General features: G+C 63.8%; 20 protein-coding genes. 8 read left to right on the top strand and 12 right to left on the bottom strand.

The features are described from left to right. The first annotated feature begins 119 nt into the window (after positions 1–119). The gene (locus ABB27_RS09950; RefSeq protein ID WP_057628569.1) at positions 120–1,529 is read left to right on the top strand and encodes a class II fumarate hydratase; all 1,410 of its coding nucleotides are present in this window, start codon (positions 120–122) and stop codon (positions 1,527–1,529) included. Between the two features lie 230 nt (positions 1,530–1,759). Here ABB27_RS09950 and ABB27_RS09945 read toward each other — a convergent pair whose 3' ends face one another. Genes ABB27_RS09945 through ABB27_RS20050 form a run of 7 tightly spaced genes read right to left on the bottom strand, consistent with a single transcriptional unit; the run spans position 1,760 to position 6,161 of the window. Continuing rightward, positions 1,760–2,188 (bottom strand): hypothetical protein, encoded by a 429-nt coding sequence (locus tag ABB27_RS09945; RefSeq protein WP_057628545.1) that lies wholly within the window; start codon positions 2,186–2,188, stop codon positions 1,760–1,762. 58 nt (positions 2,189–2,246) lie between these two features. Next, positions 2,247–2,831, bottom strand: a complete 585-nt coding sequence (locus ABB27_RS09940; RefSeq protein ID WP_057628544.1) for a hypothetical protein — start codon at positions 2,829–2,831, stop codon at positions 2,247–2,249. 29 nt (positions 2,832–2,860) lie between these two features. Then, complete coding sequence (locus ABB27_RS09935) at positions 2,861–3,685, bottom strand: DUF4097 family beta strand repeat-containing protein (RefSeq protein ID WP_057628568.1); 825 nt, start codon at positions 3,683–3,685, stop codon at positions 2,861–2,863. Between the two features lie 21 nt (positions 3,686–3,706). Continuing rightward, a complete protein-coding gene (locus ABB27_RS09930) occupies positions 3,707–4,687 on the bottom strand; it encodes an ABC transporter permease (RefSeq protein WP_057628543.1) in 981 nt (326 codons plus the stop codon). Next, positions 4,684–5,556 (bottom strand): ABC transporter ATP-binding protein, encoded by an 873-nt coding sequence (locus ABB27_RS09925; protein ID WP_057628542.1) that lies wholly within the window; start codon positions 5,554–5,556, stop codon positions 4,684–4,686. Before ABB27_RS09925 ends, ABB27_RS09930 begins: the two co-directional genes overlap by 4 nt. Beyond that, entirely contained in the window at positions 5,553–5,915 is a 363-nt protein-coding gene (locus ABB27_RS09920; RefSeq protein ID WP_057628541.1) for a GntR family transcriptional regulator, read from the bottom strand. Before ABB27_RS09920 ends, ABB27_RS09925 begins: the two co-directional genes overlap by 4 nt. A 3-nt stretch (positions 5,916–5,918) precedes the next feature. Continuing rightward, positions 5,919–6,161: a hypothetical protein gene (locus tag ABB27_RS20050; RefSeq protein ID WP_152984520.1), complete on the bottom strand. Its 243-nt coding sequence runs from the start codon at positions 6,159–6,161 to the stop codon at positions 5,919–5,921. Positions 6,162–6,305: 144 nt separating this feature from the next. Here ABB27_RS20050 and ABB27_RS09915 point away from each other — a divergent pair, with 144 nt between their 5' ends. The 6 genes from ABB27_RS09915 (at position 6,306) to ABB27_RS09890 (ending at position 12,340) form a co-directional block, all read left to right on the top strand. After that, positions 6,306–6,857: a glutathione peroxidase gene (locus ABB27_RS09915; RefSeq protein ID WP_425477524.1), complete on the top strand. Its 552-nt coding sequence runs from the start codon at positions 6,306–6,308 to the stop codon at positions 6,855–6,857. Positions 6,858–6,942: 85 nt separating this feature from the next. After that, complete coding sequence (locus ABB27_RS09910) at positions 6,943–7,923, top strand: FKBP-type peptidyl-prolyl cis-trans isomerase N-terminal domain-containing protein (protein WP_057628540.1); 981 nt, start codon at positions 6,943–6,945, stop codon at positions 7,921–7,923. Positions 7,924–7,948: 25 nt separating this feature from the next. Further along, positions 7,949–9,298, top strand: a complete 1,350-nt coding sequence (locus ABB27_RS09905; RefSeq protein WP_057628539.1) for a UDP-glucose dehydrogenase family protein — start codon at positions 7,949–7,951, stop codon at positions 9,296–9,298. After that, the gene (locus ABB27_RS09900) at positions 9,291–9,530 is read left to right on the top strand and encodes a SlyX family protein (RefSeq protein WP_057628566.1); all 240 of its coding nucleotides are present in this window, start codon (positions 9,291–9,293) and stop codon (positions 9,528–9,530) included. The genes ABB27_RS09905 and ABB27_RS09900 overlap by 8 nt, the downstream gene beginning before the upstream one ends. A 9-nt stretch (positions 9,531–9,539) precedes the next feature. Beyond that, positions 9,540–10,214: a DUF2058 domain-containing protein gene (locus tag ABB27_RS09895; protein ID WP_057628538.1), complete on the top strand. Its 675-nt coding sequence runs from the start codon at positions 9,540–9,542 to the stop codon at positions 10,212–10,214. 62 nt (positions 10,215–10,276) lie between these two features. Beyond that, positions 10,277–12,340: an acyltransferase family protein gene (locus ABB27_RS09890; protein WP_057628537.1), complete on the top strand. Its 2,064-nt coding sequence runs from the start codon at positions 10,277–10,279 to the stop codon at positions 12,338–12,340. A gap of 69 nt (positions 12,341–12,409) precedes the next feature. On the opposite strand, the gene ABB27_RS09885 is transcribed toward ABB27_RS09890, so the two are convergent. Next, positions 12,410–13,633 (bottom strand): MFS transporter, encoded by a 1,224-nt coding sequence (locus ABB27_RS09885; protein ID WP_057628536.1) that lies wholly within the window; start codon positions 13,631–13,633, stop codon positions 12,410–12,412. Between the two features lie 257 nt (positions 13,634–13,890). Continuing rightward, positions 13,891–15,342 (bottom strand): amidohydrolase family protein, encoded by a 1,452-nt coding sequence (locus ABB27_RS09880; RefSeq protein ID WP_057628565.1) that lies wholly within the window; start codon positions 15,340–15,342, stop codon positions 13,891–13,893. Between the two features lie 175 nt (positions 15,343–15,517). Between ABB27_RS09880 and ABB27_RS09875 the strand changes: the two genes are divergently transcribed. After that, entirely contained in the window at positions 15,518–16,372 is an 855-nt protein-coding gene (locus tag ABB27_RS09875; RefSeq protein ID WP_244479200.1) for a LysR substrate-binding domain-containing protein, read from the top strand. A gap of 10 nt (positions 16,373–16,382) precedes the next feature. Here ABB27_RS09875 and ABB27_RS09870 read toward each other — a convergent pair whose 3' ends face one another. The 3 genes from ABB27_RS09870 to ABB27_RS09860 all read right to left on the bottom strand — a co-directional run bounded on the left by ABB27_RS09870 (position 16,383) and on the right by ABB27_RS09860 (position 20,575). Continuing rightward, positions 16,383–17,066, bottom strand: a complete 684-nt coding sequence (locus ABB27_RS09870; RefSeq protein WP_057628534.1) for a hypothetical protein — start codon at positions 17,064–17,066, stop codon at positions 16,383–16,385. Between the two features lie 75 nt (positions 17,067–17,141). Next, a complete protein-coding gene (gene metH / locus ABB27_RS09865) occupies positions 17,142–19,973 on the bottom strand; it encodes a methionine synthase (RefSeq protein ID WP_057628533.1) in 2,832 nt (943 codons plus the stop codon). Continuing rightward, a complete protein-coding gene (locus ABB27_RS09860) occupies positions 19,973–20,575 on the bottom strand; it encodes a short chain dehydrogenase (RefSeq protein WP_057628532.1) in 603 nt (200 codons plus the stop codon). Before ABB27_RS09860 ends, metH begins: the two co-directional genes overlap by 1 nt. Between the last annotated feature and the right edge of the window lie 6 nt (positions 20,576–20,581).

Genomic DNA, 20,581 nt, shown 5'->3' with positions numbered 1-20,581 from the left:
GCCGCGGATGTCTTTGCCGGGGCGGGCGGGTATTGTGTCGATAGCCGCCAGCCGGGGAGTCTGCCCACCGCCAGCCGCAGCTTTCCCTTCCCCAACAATGAGATTGTGCGGAGTTGATGATGAGCAAGGTTTCCAAGAGTGGTTTCCGGACCGAACACGACAGCATGGGCGAACTGCAGGTGCCCGCCGAGGCCCTGTGGGGCGCACAGACCCAGCGTGCGGTTGAGAATTTCCCGGTATCCGGGCAGCGCATGCCGCGTGCTTTCATCCGTGCGCTGGGCCTGATCAAGGGCGCCGCGGCCGAGGTCAATACCGGCCTTGGGCTGCTGCCCAAGGGCGTGGGCAAGGCAATCCAGTCGGCGGCCACCGAGGTGGCAATCGGCGCGCATGATGGCCAGTTTCCAATTGATGTGTACCAGACCGGCTCGGGTACCTCGTCCAATATGAATGCCAACGAGGTCATTGCCACCCTGGCCAACCTCGGCGGCAAGGCCGGCAAGACCGCCGTGCACCCCAACGACCACGTCAATCTGGGGCAGAGCTCCAATGACGTTATTCCTACGGCTATCCGCGTCTCGGCCCAGCTCGAGGTGGTGGAATCGCTGCTGCCGGCGCTCAAGCACCTGCGCAAGACCATCGACAAGCGTGCCCGCAACCTGGGCAAGATCGTCAAGACCGGCCGTACCCATCTGATGGATGCGATGCCGCTGACCTTTGGCCAGGAGTTCGGGGCGTGGTCGGCACAGCTGGCTTCGGCCGAGGACCGGATTGAAGACGCGCTCAAGCGGCTGCGTCGGTTGCCGCTGGGCGGCACCGCCATTGGCACCGGCATCAATGCCGACCCGCGCTTTGGTGGCAAGGTGGCGCGGGCGCTGTCGGCCAGCACCGGGGTCAAGTTCGAGAGTGCGGCCAACAAGTTCGAAGGCCTGGCCGCGCAGGACGATGCGGTGGAGTTGTCCGGCCAGCTCAATGCGCTGGCGGTGGCCTTGATCAAGATCGCCAACGATCTGCGCTGGATGAATTCCGGGCCGCTGGCCGGGCTGGGTGAACTGGAATTGCCGGCGTTGCAGCCGGGCAGCTCGATCATGCCGGGCAAGGTCAACCCGGTGATCCCGGAGGCGACGGTGATGGTGGCCGCGCAGGTGATCGGTCACCACACCGCGATCACCGTCGCCGGGCAGACCGGCAATTTCCAGTTGAATGTGGCGCTGCCGCTGATTGCGGCCAATCTGCTGGACTCGATCCAGCTGCTGTCCAATGTGATGAACCTGCTGGCCGACAAGGTGTTTGTCGGGTTGGTGGTCAAGCAGGAGCGGGTACGTGAGGCACTGGCGCGCAATCCCATCCTGGTGACCGCGCTGAACCCGATCATCGGCTACGAGAAGGCGGCGGCAATTGCCAAGCGCGCCTACAAGGAACAGCGGCCGGTGCTGGACGTGGCGCTGGAGGACAGTGGGCTGTCAGAGGCCGAGTTGAAGCGGCTGCTGGATCCGGCGGCGCTGACGCTGGGCGGTATTCACGATCATTGAGGTTTGGCGCTACGTCAGGACCATTAGAGGTTCGGCGCTACGCATCTGCCCCCTCCCTTGCGCGTAGCGCAGGGGAGGGTTGGGGAGGGGTTGGCTTTCAGGCCTTGCTTCGCTGTGAATGCCGTTCGCGTATTGCGCAGGCATTGTTGGTAGGGCCCTTGCCGAGCATGGCTCGGCACTACACAGGATCTTTGGTAAGGCCCTTGCCGAGCATGGCTCGGCACTACAGGTCAGCGCAGGGCACGCAGGTTGGCCAGGGCTTCGTCGTACTTTTCGAACTCGGGGATCTGCTTGGCCAGGTCCGGCGGGAATGGCGACTGGCCTTGCGGGATCTGCAGCGGCAGTGAGCGTTCCTGTGCCAGCGCCGGGTCGGCGTCCACCAGCGTGTTCTGGCGCAGGATCTGCAGCTTGACGTAGCTGGTGTGCAGCAACTCCTGCTGCTCGGCGTTCAAGGGGATGACGATGTCATCAACGCGCAGGCGGCCGTCCGGCAGGATGTCCAGGTTCGGGTAGGGCGCGCGGCGGATGGCGATGCGCTCCAGGGTGACTTCGGTCTTGGGCTTGCTGCGCTCGCTGCGGTGTTCGGCGTACTTCTGGCGATCACAGCCGGTGGCCAGGGTGGCGAAGGCAACGAGGATCAACAACAGCAGTTTGTTCATGGCAAGGGCAGCAACAACGACGGAGCGGTGATTCTACCGCTCCGTCTTGCGTGCAGGGTCAGGGGACGTCGACGTTGCCCTCCCGGCAGTCGTCGATGTCACTCTGGTCCATCTTCGCGTAGGGCTTGAACGCCGGCACCGCTGCAGCCAGTTGCTGCTGGGTGACCATCAGGGCGGGCAGCTGGTCGCACAGCTTCATGGCGCTGGCCTTGATCTTCTCGGCCTCGGCATTGACGCGCTCCTCGATCTTGTCGGTATCGCCGGAGAACAGGCCCTTGATCGCCTCGCCGGCAGCCTTGGCGCCAAGGTTCGCACCCTGCACGCCAATTTCGATACCGGCTTCGGCGACGCCGATCATCTGCTTGCGGTATTGCAGGGTGATGGCGCGCTGGCTGTCGTTGAGCGGGATGGAGGTGCCGTTGATCAGCAGGTCACCGCTTGGCGTGAGCTCAACTTTGGCGCCATCGCTGCCAATGCTGACGTTGCCTTCGGCCAGTTCCTTGCGGGCCTTGTCGGTGGCCTCACGGACCTTTGCGCCGATGGTGGTTTCGGTGTCAGGTGCATTGGCCGCTGGCTTTTCGCCGCAGGCAGCCAACGGGATTGCCAGCGCCAGGGCCAGCAGGGGGGCGTTGAGGATCTTCATGGTGTGCGTTCCGTTGCGGTAAGAAGGAATCAGCGTTTTTTTGGCAGGTCGACGGCGCCGGTGATGCCGGAATGGTTCACCGAGCCGCTGCCGACCCGGTCCACCTTGAGGCTGGCGGCGCCACGCACGTCCAGGTCGCCCGAGCCCAGTGAGCCCAGGCTTACCGCGCCGCGGCTGTCGTGAATATCGACATCACCCGAGCCAATGCTCTCGATGCTCACCGCGCCCTGCACGCCGTGCAGCTCGACATCGCCGGAGCCGACGGTGCCGACGCGGGCATTGCCGCGCACACCATTGGCCTTGACGTCGCCCGAACCCACCGACAGCACATACAGCGAACCGATATTGTTGAATTCGATATCGCCCGAGCCCACCGCAGCGGTGGCCAGCCCCTTGATGTCACGGGCACTGACATCGCCCGAGCCGACATCGGCACTCATGCTCTGCGCACCGGCCAGCGAAGCATCACCGGAGCCGACCTTGAGCTGGACCAGGATGTCGTCAGGCAGGCTGCCGGTCAGGTCCAGGTAGGCGTAGGTGTTGCCGAGATTGAAGTGCAGCCCCTGGTTCTTGCGCTCAAGCGTCACCACCAGCTTGTCGCCGACCTTGCGCTGGGTCAGCGAAAGCTGGTCCAGCAGTTCCTGGCTGGAGGCGCAGGCACGTCCGCTGAGGGCGGCCTTGGCAGCGGGGCTGGCCTGCAGGCGCAGGTCATGGCTGTTGACCTCGAAGAGCACGGTCTTGCTGCCAGCCAGATCCAGGTTCAGCGACTGCGGGGCGGTTACCGCGCAGGGCTGGGTGGCGAAGGCGGCGCCCGGCGCCGCCAGCAATGCGGCCAGTAAAAACGTCTTGTGCATGAACATTCTCCTGAGCGAGGGTCAGATGTCGTCGCGACGGCGGCGCAGGTAGACAGCGCCAATGATGAGAGCGATGCCAACCACGGCGCCGATCCAGATGTCGGGGTTGGACAGCACCTTGCCAAGGCTGTGGTGCTGCAGCAGCCACTGCACCAGATCGGCGGGGCTTTGGATGTCATCGTTGCCGATATTGGTGTCAGTCAGGCCGCGCGGCAACCAGGACGAGGGGAAGACGCTGAGCAGGCCGCGGTAGGCAACGGTGTACCAGATCCACCCCAGTGGCAGCTTCACGCCTGGCATGGCGCCGAGGATGCTGATCATCGTGCAGGCCAGCAGCGGCAGCAGCACCGCCCACAGGAAGGGCTTGGAACGCACCAGCGCCGAGCAGAACATCAGCCAGCCGACGGTCGGCAGTGCCCACAGCAGGCTTACCGGCAAGGTGCTCAGGACCAGGCCCAGGATCCGGAACGGGTGCGAGTGGGTGGCAATGGCCCAGGGGCTGGTGGCGCCGGCGGCGGCCGCGCCGATCATGGCAACAACCCATAGCACCAGGCCGACGATCAGGCCGATCGCCATCGCGATCAACGGTGCCAATACCAGTGCCCACAGGGCCTTGGACAACACGGTCTGGGTGTCGGAAACCGGCAGCGATTTCCAGAACAGCACGCTGCGGTCGCGGCGGTCGTCATACAGGCTGCCAAGCGCGTAGAAGAACACCACGAAGGCCAGTATCAGCGAGGCCAGGAAGATGCCTGCCAGCAGCAGGCCATCGCCGAATGCCCCCATCACCTTCAGGTATTCGCTGACATCGCCCATATGGTTGATGCCGTCGGAATTGCGCGCGGCGAATGCACCAATCAGGGCGCCGATGATGGCGAACAGGATGGCAATACCGCCGGTGATGACCTGGGCCCAGACGAAGCCGCCCCGGTTTTCCCAGTACTCACGTTTGAGCAGCCACTTGAATTTGCCGAGCGGGGTGATGTTGTGAGCGGCGTTCATGCGTAGGTTCCCTTCATGGTGGCCACGAACAGGTCGGCCAGGCCGGGGGTGCGGATTTCACCCATGCTGGCAAGTTGGTTGCGGTCGGCGCCATCGAACAGCAGCACGGTCTTGCCGAAGGGCAGGGCGCGCTCGTCGATAGGGGCCAGCGCACGTGCGGCATGCACGCTGTCGGCCGAGGTCAGCAGCTCGGTGTAGCGGTCAGCCAGGCTTTCCATGTCCGAGGACAGCACGATCCTGCCATCGCGGATGAACAGCACGTCGGTGAGGATGTGCTCGACCTCTTCCACCTGGTGGGTGGTGATGATGATGGTCTTCTGTTCGTCGAAGTAATCCTCCAGCAGGCGCTGGTAGAACTCCTTGCGGTACATGATGTCCAGGCCCAGGGTGGGCTCGTCCAGCACCAGGATCTTGGCGTCGATGGCCATCACCAGGGCAAGGTGCAGCTGCACCACCATGCCCTTGGACATCTCGCGCACCCGTTGCTTGGGGTTGAGCTTGGTATTGGCCAGGAAGCGCTCGCAGCGGGCGCGGTCAAAGCGCGGGTGCACGCCGGCGACGAAATCAATGGCTTCCTTTACCCGCAACCAGCGCGGCAGCACCGCCACGTCGGCGATGAAGCAGACATCATTCATCAGGTCGTCGCGCTGGCTGCGCGGGTCCATGCCCAGCACCTGCAGGTCGCCGTCGAACGAGGTCAGGCCGAGCACGGCCTTCAACGCCGTGGTCTTGCCGGCGCCGTTGGGCCCGATCAGGCCGACGATACGGCCCGGTTCAATGGAAAAGCTGGTGTTGTCCAGCGCTGGCTTCTGCTTGTAGGCCTTGCGCAGGCCCTTGGCGGAAACGACGGCTTCGACGGCGGCGTTCATAGAGTGGTCCCCGGTGGCAGCAAATCTTTCATCGTCAGGCCCAGGCGCTGGATACGCTCCAGCACGGCCGGCCATTCGTCATTGAGAAAGCGGTCGCGCTCGCTGCCGCGCAGCTTCTGCGCAGCCTCCTCGGTCATGAACATGCCAAGGCCACGGCGCTTCTCGACCAGATTTTCGTCGGCCAACTCCTGGTAGGCGCGCGAAACCGTGATCGGGTTCAATTGGTACTCGGCCGCAACCTGGCGTACCGAGGGCAGGGCGTCGCCCGGCTTCAGGATTCCGTCCAGCATCATCGCAATCACGCGATCCTTCAGCTGGCGGTAAATGGGAGCGCCATCGCTCCACTGGATATCGCTCATGGGTCAGCTCCGCGAATTCAGCTGTGCGAAAGAAAAGTAAGGCATCGAAAGGCTGGTCCGCATCCGTCGAGCCGGTCGTTTCGCTTTGGGGGTATCGTCGGCATCCTGTCCATCACTGCCCACCTGGGCTGCATAATCCCGGGCATTGGCCAAGCCGTTGCCTAGGGAGGTCGAGCAGCCCAGCAACAGCAAGGTGCCTGTGACCATCAGTGCGTGGAGAGCGTGTCTGCCGTGCTTGGTGTTCATGGAGGCCCCTGTGTAGGGTGGCTGGTGTTGTATGCAACTATAACACCGACACGCCGGTATGCAACTGCTTATGACCCAACTGATGGCCTATGCCGCCCCAAACCTGCTTGCAGCGCCCAGGAGAATCCGGTGAACATTCGTAATATATTGATTTCAATTGCTTTTGTTGCTTCTGTAGGTGGCGCGTTGGATGCGGCGGCCGGCCCGCTGCTGGACCGTAACTACCGTTCTCTGGCCGGAAAAGACGAGGTAAACCTGAATCGCGCGTATGGCGGCAAGGTGTTGTTGGTGGTCAATACCGCCTCCAAGTGCGGTTTCACCCCGCAATACGAAGGCCTGGAGGCATTGCAACAGGAACTGGCGCCGCGTGGTTTTGCCGTGTTGGGCTTTCCGTCCAATGATTTCAAAGGCCAGGAGCCCGGCAGCGAGGCGCAGATTCAGGAGTTCTGCACGCTTACGTATGGGGTGAAGTTCCCCATGTTTGAAAAAGTGCATGTGGTCGGGCCGGAAGCGACCCCGCTGTACCAGGATCTGACCCGCCTCAGTGGCGTGGCACCGGGCTGGAATTTCCACAAATATCTGATATCCCGCGATGGGCGCGTGCTGGCACAGTTCCCCAGCAAGGTGAAGCCGGATGATCCGGAACTGCGCGCGGCAATTGAAGGCGCGTTGGCCGCAGCGGCACCACAGCGCTGAGGCGCCTCGACATCTGCGGCGCGCGTGCGACAATGTCGCCCCTCGCGCCGCCGGTGGCGTTTGTTCACTTCCAGGAATGCAGCGAATGAAGATGGGAAAGCGTGGCGCGGTTGCGTCGCTTCTGATTTTGGCGATGGCGGCCCCAGGGGTCGTTTTTTCGCAACAACCTGCCGCTGCGGCGGCGACCAAGGAGAAGTCTGTTTTGACCTCGGATCGTGAAAAGATTGGTTACGCCATCGGTATCGACGTGGCCAGCTCGTTTGAGCCGATTGCCTCGGAAGTAGACGTGGCTGCATTGCGCCGCGGCGTGGAAAACGCGTTCGCCGGTGGCCAGCCGCTGCTGTCGCAGGAAGAAGCGCAGAAGACCGACCAGGCATTGCGCACCTTGATGATGGTCCGTTCGGGCCAGCAGGTGCCGGGCATGGCGCCGGGCAGCCAGCCGCCGTCGGTTGACCGCGAGAAGGTCGGCCTGATGCTGGGCAGCTTCGCCGTGGGCCCGTCGTTGGCGCGCATCCAGAAGGACATCGATCTGGATTCGGTGTTCCAGGCCGTCACCACCGTGTTCTCCAAGGGCACCCCGCTGATGAACCACGAGCAGGCCCAGGCCGTGCTGCAGGCGTTCAGCAGCACCAAGGAAGCGGAAATGAAGGCTGAGGCCGGCAAGGCCGCCCAGACCAACCGTGAAGAAGGCAATGCCTTCCTCGCCAAGAACAAGACCGTACCGGGCGTGGTGACCACCCCGTCGGGCCTGCAGTACCAGGTGATCCGCGCTGGCAGCGGCGAGCGCCCGGTTGCCAGCAGCCGCGTGCGCGTCAACTACGAAGGCAAGCTGCTCAACGGCGAAGTGTTCGACAGCAGCTACACCCGCGGCCAGCCGGTTGATTTCGGTCTGGACCAGGTCATCAAGGGTTGGACCGAAGGCGTGGCACTGATGCCGGTCGGCTCCAAGTACCGCTTCTGGATTCCGGGCGAACTGGCCTACGGCGAAGCCGGTACCCAGGGTGGCCCGATTGGCCCGAACGCAACGCTGACCTTCGACGTCGAGTTGCTGGGCATCATGCCGTAAGGCTGAGTACGGAGCAGGCGCAACCATGCGTGTAGCTATTTTCGGCACTGGCTATGTGGGTCTCGTCACCGGGACCTGCCTGGCGGAAGTAGGGCACGATGTGGTCTGCGTCGATATCGACCAGTCCAAGGTCGACGGCTTGCAGCGGGGCATCATCCCGATCTACGAGCCCGGCCTGGAACCGATGGTGAAGGCCAACCACGCCTCCGGGCGGCTGGCCTTCACCACCGACGCCGCACAGGCCATCGCCCACGGCGAAGTCATCTTCATCGCGGTGGGTACACCGCCCGATGAAGACGGCAGCGCGGATCTGCAATATGTGCTGGCGGTGGCGCGCACCATTGGCCGCCATCTGGCGCGGCCGACGGTAGTGGTCAACAAGTCGACGGTACCGGTGGGTACCGCTGACAAGGTCCGCACCGCCATTGCCGAAGAGCTGGCGGCGCGCGGCCAGGAAAACGCGTTTGATGTGGTTTCCAACCCCGAATTCCTGAAAGAAGGCGATGCAGTCGCTGACTGCATGCGTCCGGATCGTATTGTCATTGGCGCCAGCAGTGCGCATGCGGTGACGGTATTGCGGCGGTTGTATGCGCCGTTCAACCGCAACCGCGACCGCGTTGTGGAAATGGACGTGCGTTCGGCCGAGCTGACCAAGTACGCCGCCAATGCGATGCTGGCGACCAAGATCAGTTTCATGAATGAAATTGCCAATATCGCCGAGCGTGTCGGCGCCGATATAGAGCAGGTGCGCCAAGGCATCGGTTCGGACCCGCGCATTGGCTGGCACTTCATCTATCCCGGCGCCGGTTATGGCGGCTCCTGTTTCCCCAAGGACGTGCAGGCCTTGGCGCGTACGGCGGCCCAGCATGGCCACCAGCCACAACTGCTCAATGCGGTTGAAGCGGTCAACGCCGCGCAGAAGGGCCATCTGTTCGAGCTGATCCAGCGTCACTACGACCGTGGCGAGGACGAAGGCGTGCGCGGCAAGACCTTCGCGGTGTGGGGCTTGGCATTCAAGCCGAACACCGACGATATGCGCGAGGCGCCGAGCCGCCGGGTATTGGCGCAGCTGTGGGAAGCCGGTGCCAAGGTGCAGGTGTTTGATCCGGAAGCCATGGCCGAGGCGCGGCGCATTTTTGGCGAGCGCGAGGATCTGGTTTTCTGCGATTCGGCGTTTGCAGCACTGCACGATGCCGACGCGCTGGTGGTAATCACCGAGTGGAAGCAGTTCCGCAGCCCGGATTTCGCGCGCATGCGCGAGGCGCTGGGTGATGCGGTGGTATTTGATGGCCGTAACCTGTACGACCCGGCAGAAATTGAAGCCGCCGGTTTGGCCTATTACGGCATTGGCCGAGGACGTTCCGTACATGCATGAGTCACCTTCCGACCAGCGCGAACAGGCGCTGGAAGCACGTCTGGTCGAGTTGGAGATGCGAGTCTCCTTCCAGGAGCAGGCTTTGGCGGAGATGAGCGAGGCATTGGCCGACGCCCGTATGCAGGGCTCGCGCAATGCCGATCTGCTGCGCCATCTCCTTGATGATCTGGGCAAGGTACGCACGACGTTGTACGCCGATGCTGCCGATGAACCACCGCCCCCGCACTACTGATATTTCCCTATGAGTGACAATATTCGCGACCAGCTGCTTGGGCTGGGTTTCAAAGCTGCTCCCAAGCCGGAGCGCAAGCCTGAGCCACGCCGTGACGGACGCCCGCAGGGAAAGCCCGGCCAAGGTCGGCCGCAGGCGGGCAGTAACAAACCGGCACATGCAGGCAGCAACAAGCCTGGCCACGCCGGCAAGCCCGCGCATCCCGGCAGGCCCGGCCAGGGCCGGCCCGCGCAAGGCCCGCGCAAGCCGCGCTCGCAGGAAGACATCGATCTTGCCAAGGCCTATGCGATCCGTGCGCAGAAGGAAAAAGACGAGCGCATGGAAGCCGAGCGGCTCAAGCAGGAAGAAGCACGCCTGCGCCGCGAGGCTCGTGCCAAGCTCGACGAGCTGATCAAGGACAAGGGTTTGAACGACCCCAATGCCGACATCGCCCGTCACTTCCCGTATGGCGGCAAGATCAAGCGCATCTACGTCAATGCCGAACAGCTCAAGGCGCTAAACGCCGGCGAGTTGGGTGTGCTGCAGCAGAACGGCCGCTACCTGTTGGTGACGGCGCAGCTGCTGGCCGAGGCCGAACAGGTATTCGCCCAGGCGGTGGCGCTGAAGGTCGATCCGAACGCGCCAGCCGATGCCGACCCGTATGCCGATCCGCAGTACCAGGTGCCGGACGATCTGGTCTGGTAACCGATTCGATTTGATGCAGACAACGGGCGCCAGTGGCGCCCGTTGTCATGAAAGGGAATGCAATGCAGGGACATCTGAAGCAGGAAGGCTACTTCCCTCATATCGACGGTCTGCGCGCTGTTGCTGTGCTTGCCGTCATTTTGTACCACCTCAATCCAGCCTGGTTGCCGGGCGGCTTCACCGGTGTGGACGTGTTTTTCGTCATATCCGGTTTTGTCGTCAGCGCGTCGGTAGCGCGCTCTTCTGCGCTGATGGGTTGGCGAGGTGTATTGGGTTTCTACGCACGGCGCATGCGTCGGATCATGCCGGCGCTGTTTGTCTGCCTGCTGGTGACGGGGTTGCTCAGCACGCTGTTCATTCCCGAATCCTGGCTCAGTGAAACCAGTGGTAAAACCGGTCGCATGGCCTTTGTCGGGCTGAGCAACTGGGTGCTGGCAAGCACCGGTAATGACTATTTTTCACCGCGTAGCGAATTCAATCCTTATACGCACACCTGGTCGCTGGGCGTTGAGGAACAGTTCTATCTGCTGTTCCCCCTGCTATTTCTGGGCTGGGTAAAAGGGGGCAAGGGGCGCGGGCTGTCCATGCTGCTGTTCGCCCTGGCAACGGCGGGCTCGCTGGGTTTTGCCATCAGCCGCGCGTTGCAGGGTGGCTACGAGATTCAATCCTTCTATCAGACGACGACGCGGTTCTGGCAATTGGGCGCGGGCGTGTTGTTGTTTCAGCTGCTGTCGACGCGAGCGCGAGCGAGCGCGGTTGATGGACAGCCTGGTATCTGGCATTCGCTGTTGCAGGTGGTTTGCGCTGTTGTCTTGGGCTATGGACTCTGGACTGCGCGACCAGGGCATTCGCCATGGATCGATGGCCTGTGGCCGGTGCTGGGTACGCTGGGGCTGCTCGCGCTGCTGCACCGTTCCGCCACGGGTTGGATTGGTGGCTGCCTGTCGCTGCGTCCGGTGCTTGTGATCGGGCGCATGTCGTATTCGTTGTACCTCTGGCATTGGCCCGTATTTGTGCTGTTCCGCTGGACGCTTGGTTTGGAGTCACTGGTCAGTGGTGCACTGGCGCTGCTTTGCACGGCTGTCCTGGCCTGGGTGTCCTGGCGTTGGGTAGAACAGCCGGCACGCTTTGGACGTCGTTGGCGTGGCTCGGATCTGCGCTGGGTGGCCGGCGGTGTGCTGGTGTTGCTGCTGGGTATGGGCCTGCAGAAGCCGCTGGAACGTGCGGCCAAGTACATCTCGCTCAGTACCGTCAGCCGGCACCCGCTGGAGTGGTATCCCTATGCGAAGGGCTTGAAGAAGGAATTTCCCGAATGTGAGCTGGTTTTCTCGCGCCAGCCGGTGGCCGGTGGCCAGGTGCAGCAATTCGAACGAGGTAAGTGCGCGGGCGGCAAAGGGAGCGCGCAGCGCCTGTTTGTTGCCGGGGATTCGCATGCACTGGCTTACGGGGAGATGCTCCGTCGGTTGGTGCTGCTCGATGGTGGGCAGGCGCGACTGTACGCCAACGCAGGCTGCGCCTTTATCGGCCTGCAGGGGCGCCGACAAGCCGATCCCGGCTGTGATGCTTATGTGCGCAATACCCTGGCCGATGTCACTGCACAAGCGCAAGCCGGCGATGTGCTGTTGCTGCCTGGTCTGCGGGTGCCGCGGCTGGTGGAACAATACAGCCTGTTCGATCATCAGCAGGCGTTTGTCACGGTCAACAGTGATGCGTCTGCTGCGCAACGAAAGGTTGATGTAGAGGCGGCAATTGCAGAGTTGAAGCCCTTGGCCGAACGCGGCGTGCGTATCGTGTTGGAGGCGCCCAAGCCAGTATTGGGAGCGCCGCCGTTCCGTTGCTCGGATGCATTCAATCGGCACAATCCGATCTGTGTGCACGGGATGACAGTGTCGCGCGAGCGGATGGAAGCACTACGCGCACCGGCACTGTCCAGCCTGCAGCAGGTGGCGCAGGCCTTGCCGGGCGCTACTGTCTGGGATCCCTTGCCTGTGCTGTGCCCGGGCGCGGAATGCCACCCCGATGATGCCGGCAAACCGTTGTTCTTCGACGGCGATCACCTCAGTGGTCACGGCAACCGGGTGCTGTTGCCATCCTTCCGTACACACCGGGCGGCGCTGCACCGGTAATTACCTGATGCCGGGCACAGTTGGCGCTTTGCGCAAGTCGTCGGGTGCGGCCGGATTGGAACGTTGAATTCAGGGGCCGGCAGTAGTTGAGCTTGCGCCCTGCGCGTCTGGCGCTGGCAACGGGCGTCGCGCGCGCGGTGGCAGCCAGTACCAGGCGATCAGGGTGCCAAGCAGGGCGAAGCAGCCGCCGACCAGGAAGGCGACCTTGCCGTCGCCGAACTGCCACAGCTGGCCGGCGATCAGGGCGCCAAGCACGCCGCCCAGGCCGGACGAGAAGCCATAGAACAGGCCCTGGCCGTGACCGTTGAGGTTGCCCGGGAAATACCTTGCCAACAGCTGCATGGCCGAGGCGAAGAAGGCTGCAAAGCCCAGACAATGGGTGGTCTGCGCGACCAGCATCACCGGCAGGTTGTCCGGCCATAGCGCGGTTGCCCACCAGCGCAGCACCGCACTGGCCATGGAGATGATCAGCAGCCAGCTGGCGTCCCAGCGGCGGAAGAAGCGGGCGATCAGGAAGAACACCGCAACCTCGAACACCACGCCTACCGTCCACATCAGGCCCAGCAGCGAGGTGCTGTAGCCGTGCTGGTCCATGTAGACCGAAAAGAACGTGTAGTACGGGCCGAACGAGAGCTGTTCGAGGAAGGCGGCAATGAAGAACGCCATCACCGGCTTCTGTCGCACGATGCTCCAGAAGCCGCCGTCGTGGTGACTGTGCGAGCCGATGTTGCGGGCGTAGCGGTTGAGGAAGGCCGAGCCGGTCATCAACACGAACAGCGGCAGCATCAACCAGGGAAGCTTGCTGGCGCCATGTTTCTCGATCAGCCAGCCAAACAGGGTGACCACCAGGATGAAGCCCAGCGAGCCCCATACCCGGATCATGCCGTAGCGATGACTGTCCGTGCCCAGATGGGTGAGGGTGATCGATTCGAACTGCGGCATCACCGCGTTGTAGAAGAAGCAGAACGCGATCATCACCGCGTACAACGTCCATTGCGGCGCCGGCACCAGGAAGCCGGCAAAGCAGGCAATCGTCAGCACGCAGCCGATGCGCAGCCAGCGGATCGGCTGCGGCGATACCGCCGCCAGCGAGGTCCAGGTGCTGGGCGCAATCACACGGGTGGCGTACCACAGGCTCATCATCACGCTGATCGCGGTGATGGTCATGCCACGCGATTGCAGGTACAGGCTCCAGTACGGAGTGAACGCACCCAGCGCGGCGTAGTAGAAGAAATAGAAACTGGACAACCGCGCGGTGGGCACGGTCCGGGATGGCAGGGCAGGGGGCGTCATGGGCGGGCGCTGGAGGCGCTGGGAAGGCAGGGGGCACGGTGTTCGCCGCGTCCCCTATTGTGCCTTTTGCTGGCCCTGGATGGCAGTTCGCAGATCAGCGATCCGAACGCCGCTCTATATGCCCTCGATGTAGCGCCTGTAGCCCGGGTAAGCGCAACGCACCCGGGAAGCGGGAAGCAATAGATGCTCTCGGCATGGTGCCAACAGCCCCGGGTGCGCTGCGCTTACCCGGGCTACGGTGCTGGTCAGCGGCTTCGTCAGGGGCTGGTCTTCGCATTCCACTCGGCAACCTGGGCCTTGCTGTCGGACAGCATCCGGTCCAGTGCGGCGCGGTCGTAAACCTTGCCGCGCATCACCACGGTGGTGATTGCGCGGGTGGCGGCAATGTCCTCCAGCGGGTTGCGTTCCAGCAATACCAGGTCGGCAGCCTTGCCTGCGCTCACTGCACCATAGCGGTCGAGCTTGCCGAACCAGGCCGGGCCGGCACGGGTTGCCGACTGCAGCGCCTGCACGGGAGTCAGGCCTTCACGCACATATAGCGCCAGTTCGTTGTGTAGGCCGATGCCGGGGAAGTTGTAAGAGTTCAAAAAGCCCGCATCGGTGCCGGCCATAATCTGCACGCCGGCCTGCTGCAGCATCGGCAGTACCGCGGCTACTTCGGCGTAGTGCGCGTGACGAGCCTGGATCTGCTCGGGTGTGGCCTTGGCGGCGCGCTCCACGCGCCAGGCATAGGTGGCGCGCAGGCCGGGGCCGATATAGGCCAGATAGGGATCCTGGTCACGCGGCTCGACGTCGAGGAAATCGATGATGCGGCCACCGTCCAGGGTGGGCGTTACCGCCACACCGGCCTTGGCGAATCGCTCGTAGGCCTGCATCGCGGTGGCGCGGTCAAAGCCGCTGCGCAGGCGTCGGTTGGCTTCGGCACGGTCGATGCGGCCGGCGGCGAAATCGGCAGCAATGGCGGCTTCGTCCTTGACCCCGGCCTTATAGGCATAGTCCAGGTGCTCGATCGAGCTGATGCCGGCGTCAACAGCCTGTCCCACCGTCAGCGCCATCGGGATATGCCCGGAGGTGCGCAGGCCGCGCTGCTTGGCCTGGCTCAGCGCGTAGAGGAACAGCTCGGGGGTCAGCGTGCTGTCGGTGATCTTGACGAAGTCGACCTGGTCGCGCTGCTCGCGGTCCAGTGCGGCATCCACGCCCGCCTTGTCACCGGCCTCCAGCGTGCCCTTCCAGACCGGGGCGATACCTTCGATCTTGGCGCCGGAGGTGAACAGCTGCGGGCCGAACAATTGGCCACTGGCGATCTGCCCGCGCCAGGACAGCACCTGTTCGGCCAGGTCGCCGGAGGCGTCGCGGACGGTGGTGATGCCATGCGCCACGTACAGCGGCAGCAGCGCCTTGTTTTCCTCGATCAGGGCCGGGCCGCCGCCGAAATGCACATGCATGTCCCAAAGGCCGGGGATCAGATAGCGGCCTTTGGCGTCGATGGTCTGGGCCGCTTTCCATTGCGTGGCCAGTTGCGCGTCGTCGCCAACGGCGAGGATGTCGGTGCCGCGGATGGCCACGGCCTGGCCGGATGTGGCCCGCCCATGTTCCACATCGATGACGGTGGCGTGGCGGATCAGTACGTCGGCGCTGGTTTCGGCGGCAAGTGCCGGTGCGCTGCTGGCGAGCATGGCCGACAGCAGCAGGCAGAGGGTTTTGTTCATGGTGCTTCCAGTGGTGTGCGGCTTGTTCATGTTCATTGCATCGCTCGATAAGGCGCCGCGCGGGTGGCGCTGGCGGCAACCAGGGTTTGGCCTGATATCCGCAGCGATGCTACAAGTGCGCACGGATATCTAAAAATTAAATGTAATGGTAAGGCCCAGTGAAAAACCAAATAGGGTGCACTACGAGCTCGACCTGCTGCGGGCGCTGGTGACGGTTGCCGATTGCGGCAGTTTCACCGTGGCCGCTGCGCGGCTGCATTCCACCCAGTCCACGGTCAGCCAGAAGCTGCGGCGCCTTGAAGACCTGGCGGGGCATCGCCTGCTCGACCGCGGTGTGCGTGATGTGCGGCCCACCGACATCGGTGAAACCGTATTGGGTTATGCGCGACGCATGCTGGCGCTGAACGAACAACTGGGGGAGTTGCTGTCAGGCGAGGGTGTGGCGACGGTGATACGCCTGGGCGTGCCGGAGGACTTCGCGGCCGGGCGTACCACCGGCATGCTGGCCGAGTTCAGCCGCACCCATCCGCAGGTCAAGTTGGAGGTCAGCAGCGGCCTGAGCCGGGCCCTGACCGAGGCGTATGACCGGGGTGAGCTGGACGTGATCCTGGTCAAGCAGCGACGCGGCAGCCGCGAGGCGGTGGCTTGCTGGCCGGAACCCATGTGCTGGGTGGACAGCATCAGTACGCCCTCGCTGCTGCTCAATCCGGTGCCGCTGGTGGCGTTTCCACCGCGCGGCATGTATCGCGAGGACATGATCGACGCGATCGAAGCACTGGGACGGCGCTGGCGTATCAGTTTCACCAGCTCCAGCCTGGGTGGCATCCAGTCGGCGGTGGCCGATGGTCTGGGTATCAGCCTGTTGCCGGCGCGGGCGGTGACGGCAGCGCACAAGGTATTGGGGCAGGAAAGCGGCTTGCCGCCTATCGAGGGGGTGGAATTGGCACTGCTGCACCGTGCCGCGCTGGACCCGCAGGCCAGGGCATTGGCCGGCCTGCTGATACGGATGCTGGAGCAGGGAGCGGCCTGAGCAGGGTGGCTCAGAACAGGTCTTGAACCGGGGTGTCCAGCAACTCTTTGGCGCTGTGGGTGAAGCGGCGCAGGCTGGAGATGCCCAGGTCACGAATCAGCGAATGCGTGGTGTGGGTCAGCGCCGAATTGTAGATGTCCTGCGGGGCCACGTTCTTGCCGTGGACGCCGGGCATCAGGTCAACGCCGGCTGCCGCATAGCAGTGCTGCACCATCGCCGAGCAATAGAGCGCGCCTTCCTTGGACAGCAGGTTGCTGCGGCGGCGCAGGCGGGTGCTGTGCATGGCGAACAGGGTGCCGACCAGTTCGCTGAGCGAGTAGCTGGAAAGGCCCGACAGCAGGTCCAGCGCGGCGATCTGCACTTTGTGGGTCTGCCCGGCATCCAGGCCGAAATCGAGGATGGCCAGGTTGGGAAAGGCCTCGTCGTCGAAATAGCGGTCGGCGCGGTTTTCCTGGGCGCCCAGGCGCAGCTGCCGGTTGCGCAGGTCCAGGTCCGATTCCAGCACCCACCAGTGCCCATCCAGGCGTTGCTCGCTGAACAGGAACGCATGCGACCACAGGCTGCGATGGCCGTCCTGGGTCAGTGGCGCCTGTGCCTTGCGGATCGCCTTGCCGACCCAGTCGTCGGTACCGCATAGACCAATGCGGCCGGCGGCGGCGTGCTTGCGGATCAGCTCGGCGTTGCGGCTAGACATGGGAGATGTTGGCCAAGGGGGCAGCGTGCAGGATAGTGGCTGGCAGCGGCCTTGTCGCCGCTGCCAGGGGCAGGATCATTCCGGATCGTAATCGAGGTTGGAGGCCAGCCAGCGCTCGACCTGGGCGCGGTCCACGCCCTTGCGTCTGGCGTAGTCGCTGACCTGTTCGCGCGATACGCGGCCGACCACGAAGTATTGGCTCTGCGGATGGCTGAAGTAGTAGCCGGAGACCGCGGCGGTAGGCAGCATAGCGAAGCTCTCGGTCAGCGACATGCCGATGCCCTCGGCGCCGAGCAGTTCGAACAGCGCCTGTTTCTCGCTGTGTTCGGGGCAGGCCGGGTAGCCCGGGGCGGGGCGGATGCCGCTGTACTTCTCGGCGATCAGCGCCTCGTTGTCGAGCTGCTCGCCGCTGGCGTATCCCCAGAACTCGGTCCGCACGCGCTGGTGCAGGCGCTCGGCCATGGCTTCGGCCAGGCGGTCGGCCAGGGCCTTGAGCAGGATGGCGTTGTAGTCGTCGTGGTCGGCTTCATAACGCGCGACGTGGGCGTCGATGCCGATGCCTGCGGTCACCGCGAACGCGCCGATCCAGTCCTGCTTGCCGCTGTCTGCCGGGGCGATGAAGTCGGCCAGGCAGAAGTCCGGGCGCTCGGCCGGCTTATCGACCTGCTGGCGCAGGAAGTGCAGGGTGCGCTGCTCAAGCCCCTCTCCCCCCGGGAGAGGGGTTGGGGTGAGGGTGTGAGGTGCAAGCGAAGAAGCTGAAAGCTTGCCCTCATCCGCCCTTCGGGCACCTTCTCCCGCATGCGGGAGAAGGGAAGAAGCGGTACTGTCTCCCGCATGCGGGAGAAGGGAGAGCACGACATCGTCTCCGCTGCTGTTTGCCGGCCACAGGCCGAACACCGCCCGCGCCGTCAGCCACTTCTCGTCAACAATGCGCTTGAGCATCGCCTGCGCATCGGCAAACAGATCGCTGGCCTGTGGGCCTACGATCTCGTCGGTCAGAATCGCCGGGTACTTGCCGGCCAGTTCCCAGGCTTGGAAGAACGGCGTCCAGTCGATGACGGGCAGCAGATCTTCCAGCGGGTAGTCATCGAATACATGTACGCCCGGCTGGTTCGGCGTCGGCGGCGTGTACTGGCTCCAGTCGCAGCTGAAACGCTGGCCGCGCGCATGTTCCAGCGAGACCAGGCGTTTGGCGTCGCCACGGTTGCGGTGGCGCTGGCGGATATCGGCGTAGTCGGCATCGTTGGCGGCGACGAAGCTGGCGCGCAGGTCGCGTGAGATCAGCGACTGCGCAACGCCAACCGCGCGCGAGGCGTCCTTCACCCACACGGTGGGCGCGCTGTAGAACGGATCAATCTTCAGCGCGGTATGCGCGCGCGAAGTGGTCGCGCCGCCGATCATCAGCGGCAACTCAAAGCCCTGTCGCTGCATTTCCTTGGCGACGTGGCTCATTTCCTCCAGCGAGGGCGTGATCAGGCCGGATAGACCGATGATGTCGGCGTTCTCGGCACGGGCCGCGTCTAGGATCTTCTGTGCCGGCACCATCACGCCCAGGTCGACCACTTCGAAGTTGTTGCAGGCAAGCACGACGCCGACGATGTTCTTGCCGATGTCATGCACGTCACCCTTGACCGTGGCCATGATGATCTTGCCGTTGGTCTTGCCGACTTCGCCGGTGCGCGCCTTTTCTTCCTCGATGAAGGGCAGCAGATAGGCCACGGCTTTCTTCATCACGCGGGCGGACTTGACCACCTGCGGCAGGAACATCTTGCCGGCACCGAACAGGTCGCCGACCACATTCATGCCGTCCATCAGTGGCCCTTCGATCACGTCGAGCGGGCGGCTGGACTGCTGCCGGGCTTCTTCGGTGTCTTCTTCAACCCAGGCATCGAGCCCTTGCACCAGCGCATGGGCCAGCCGGTCGCGCACCGGTCGTTCGCGCCAGGCAAGATCCTCGACTTTCTTCTCACCTTTCTTGCCCTTGTAGCGCTCGGCGATTTCCAGCAAACGCTCAGTACCGTCGCGACGGCGGTTGAGGATCACATCTTCCACCCGCTCGCGCAGTTCCGGATCGAGCTGGTCGTAGATCGGCATGGCGCCGGCGTTGACGATGCCCATGTCCATGCCGGCCTTGATGGCGTGGTACAGGAACACCGAATGGATCGCCTGGCGCACGGTTTCATTGCCGCGGAAGGAGAACGAAACGTTCGATACGCCGCCGGATACATGGCAATGCGGCAGCGTGCGCTTGATGATGCGGGTGGCTTCAATGAAGTCCACCGCGTAGTTGTCGTGTTCCTCGATGCCGGTGGCCACGGCAAAGATGTTGGGGTCGAAGATGATGTCTTCCGGGGGGAAGCCAACTTCTTCAGTCAGGATGCGGTAGGCGCGCGTGCAGATCTCGACCTTGCGCTCGCAGGTATCGGCCTGGCCGACCTCGTCGAAGGCCATCACCACCGCCGCGGCACCATAGCGGCGCACCAAGCGCGCATGTTCCAGGAACGCGGCTTCGCCTTCCTTCAGCGAGATCGAGTTGACCACGCTCTTGCCCTGCAGGCACTTCAGACCGGCTTCGATCACGCTCCACTTGGACGAATCGACCATCACCGGAATGCGGGCGATATCCGGCTCGGACATGATCAGGTTGAGGAACCGCGCCATCGCCTTTTCGGAATCGATCAGGCCCTCGTCCATGTTGACGTCGAGGATCTGTGCACCGCTGGCCACCTGCTGGCGGGCGACCTCGACCGCTTCTTCGTAACGCTCTTCCTTGACCAGTTTGCGGAACTGGGCGCTGCCGGTGACATTGGTGCGCTCGCCGACGTTGATGAACAACAGGTCCGGAGTGATGACCAGTGGTTCCAGGCCAGACAGGCGGGTGTAATGGGTTGCGGTGTCGTTGCTCATTACCAGACCTTGAAAACCTGTCCATTGGCGATGCCGTCGATGCTGCGCTGGTAAGCCAGTGCGGCGCGGGCGGCGGAGACCGGTTCAAAGCCGGGGAAGAAATCGCCGTAGGCATCCAGCGCTTCGCTAAGCACACTAGGGCTCACCGCGTTGATGCGCAGGCCGCGCGGCAGTTCGAGCGCGGCAGCGCGTACGAAACCTTCGATGGCGGCATTGACGCTGCTGGCGCTGACACCCTGGGCGATCGGCTGCTCGGTCAGGATGCCGGTGGTCAAGGTGATGCTGCCGCCGTCACGCAGATGCTGTTGGCCCAGTAATGCCAGCCGCACCTGGCCCAGCAGCTTGTCCTGCAGGCCCTGCGCGAATTGTGCCGGGCTCATTTCGGTCAACGGCCCGAAGTGGACACTGCCGGTGGTGGCGACGATGGCATCGAGCGGGCCGACTGCCTGCAGCAGCGCGCTCACGCTGTCGTCGCTGCCAAGATCGACGCTGTGCAGCGGATCCGAGCGCGACGCGGTGATGACCTGATGCTGTTGCCGCAGATGCTGCGCAACCGCCGAACCCAAGGTGCCACTGGCACCGACCAGCAGGATCTTCTTCATCGTGTG

Origin of the sequence: Stenotrophomonas terrae (genome assembly GCF_001431465.1) — a bacterium.
GTDB lineage: Bacteria > Pseudomonadota > Gammaproteobacteria > Xanthomonadales > Xanthomonadaceae > Stenotrophomonas > Stenotrophomonas terrae.
This window is presented reverse-complemented; position numbering and strand designations above follow the sequence as displayed.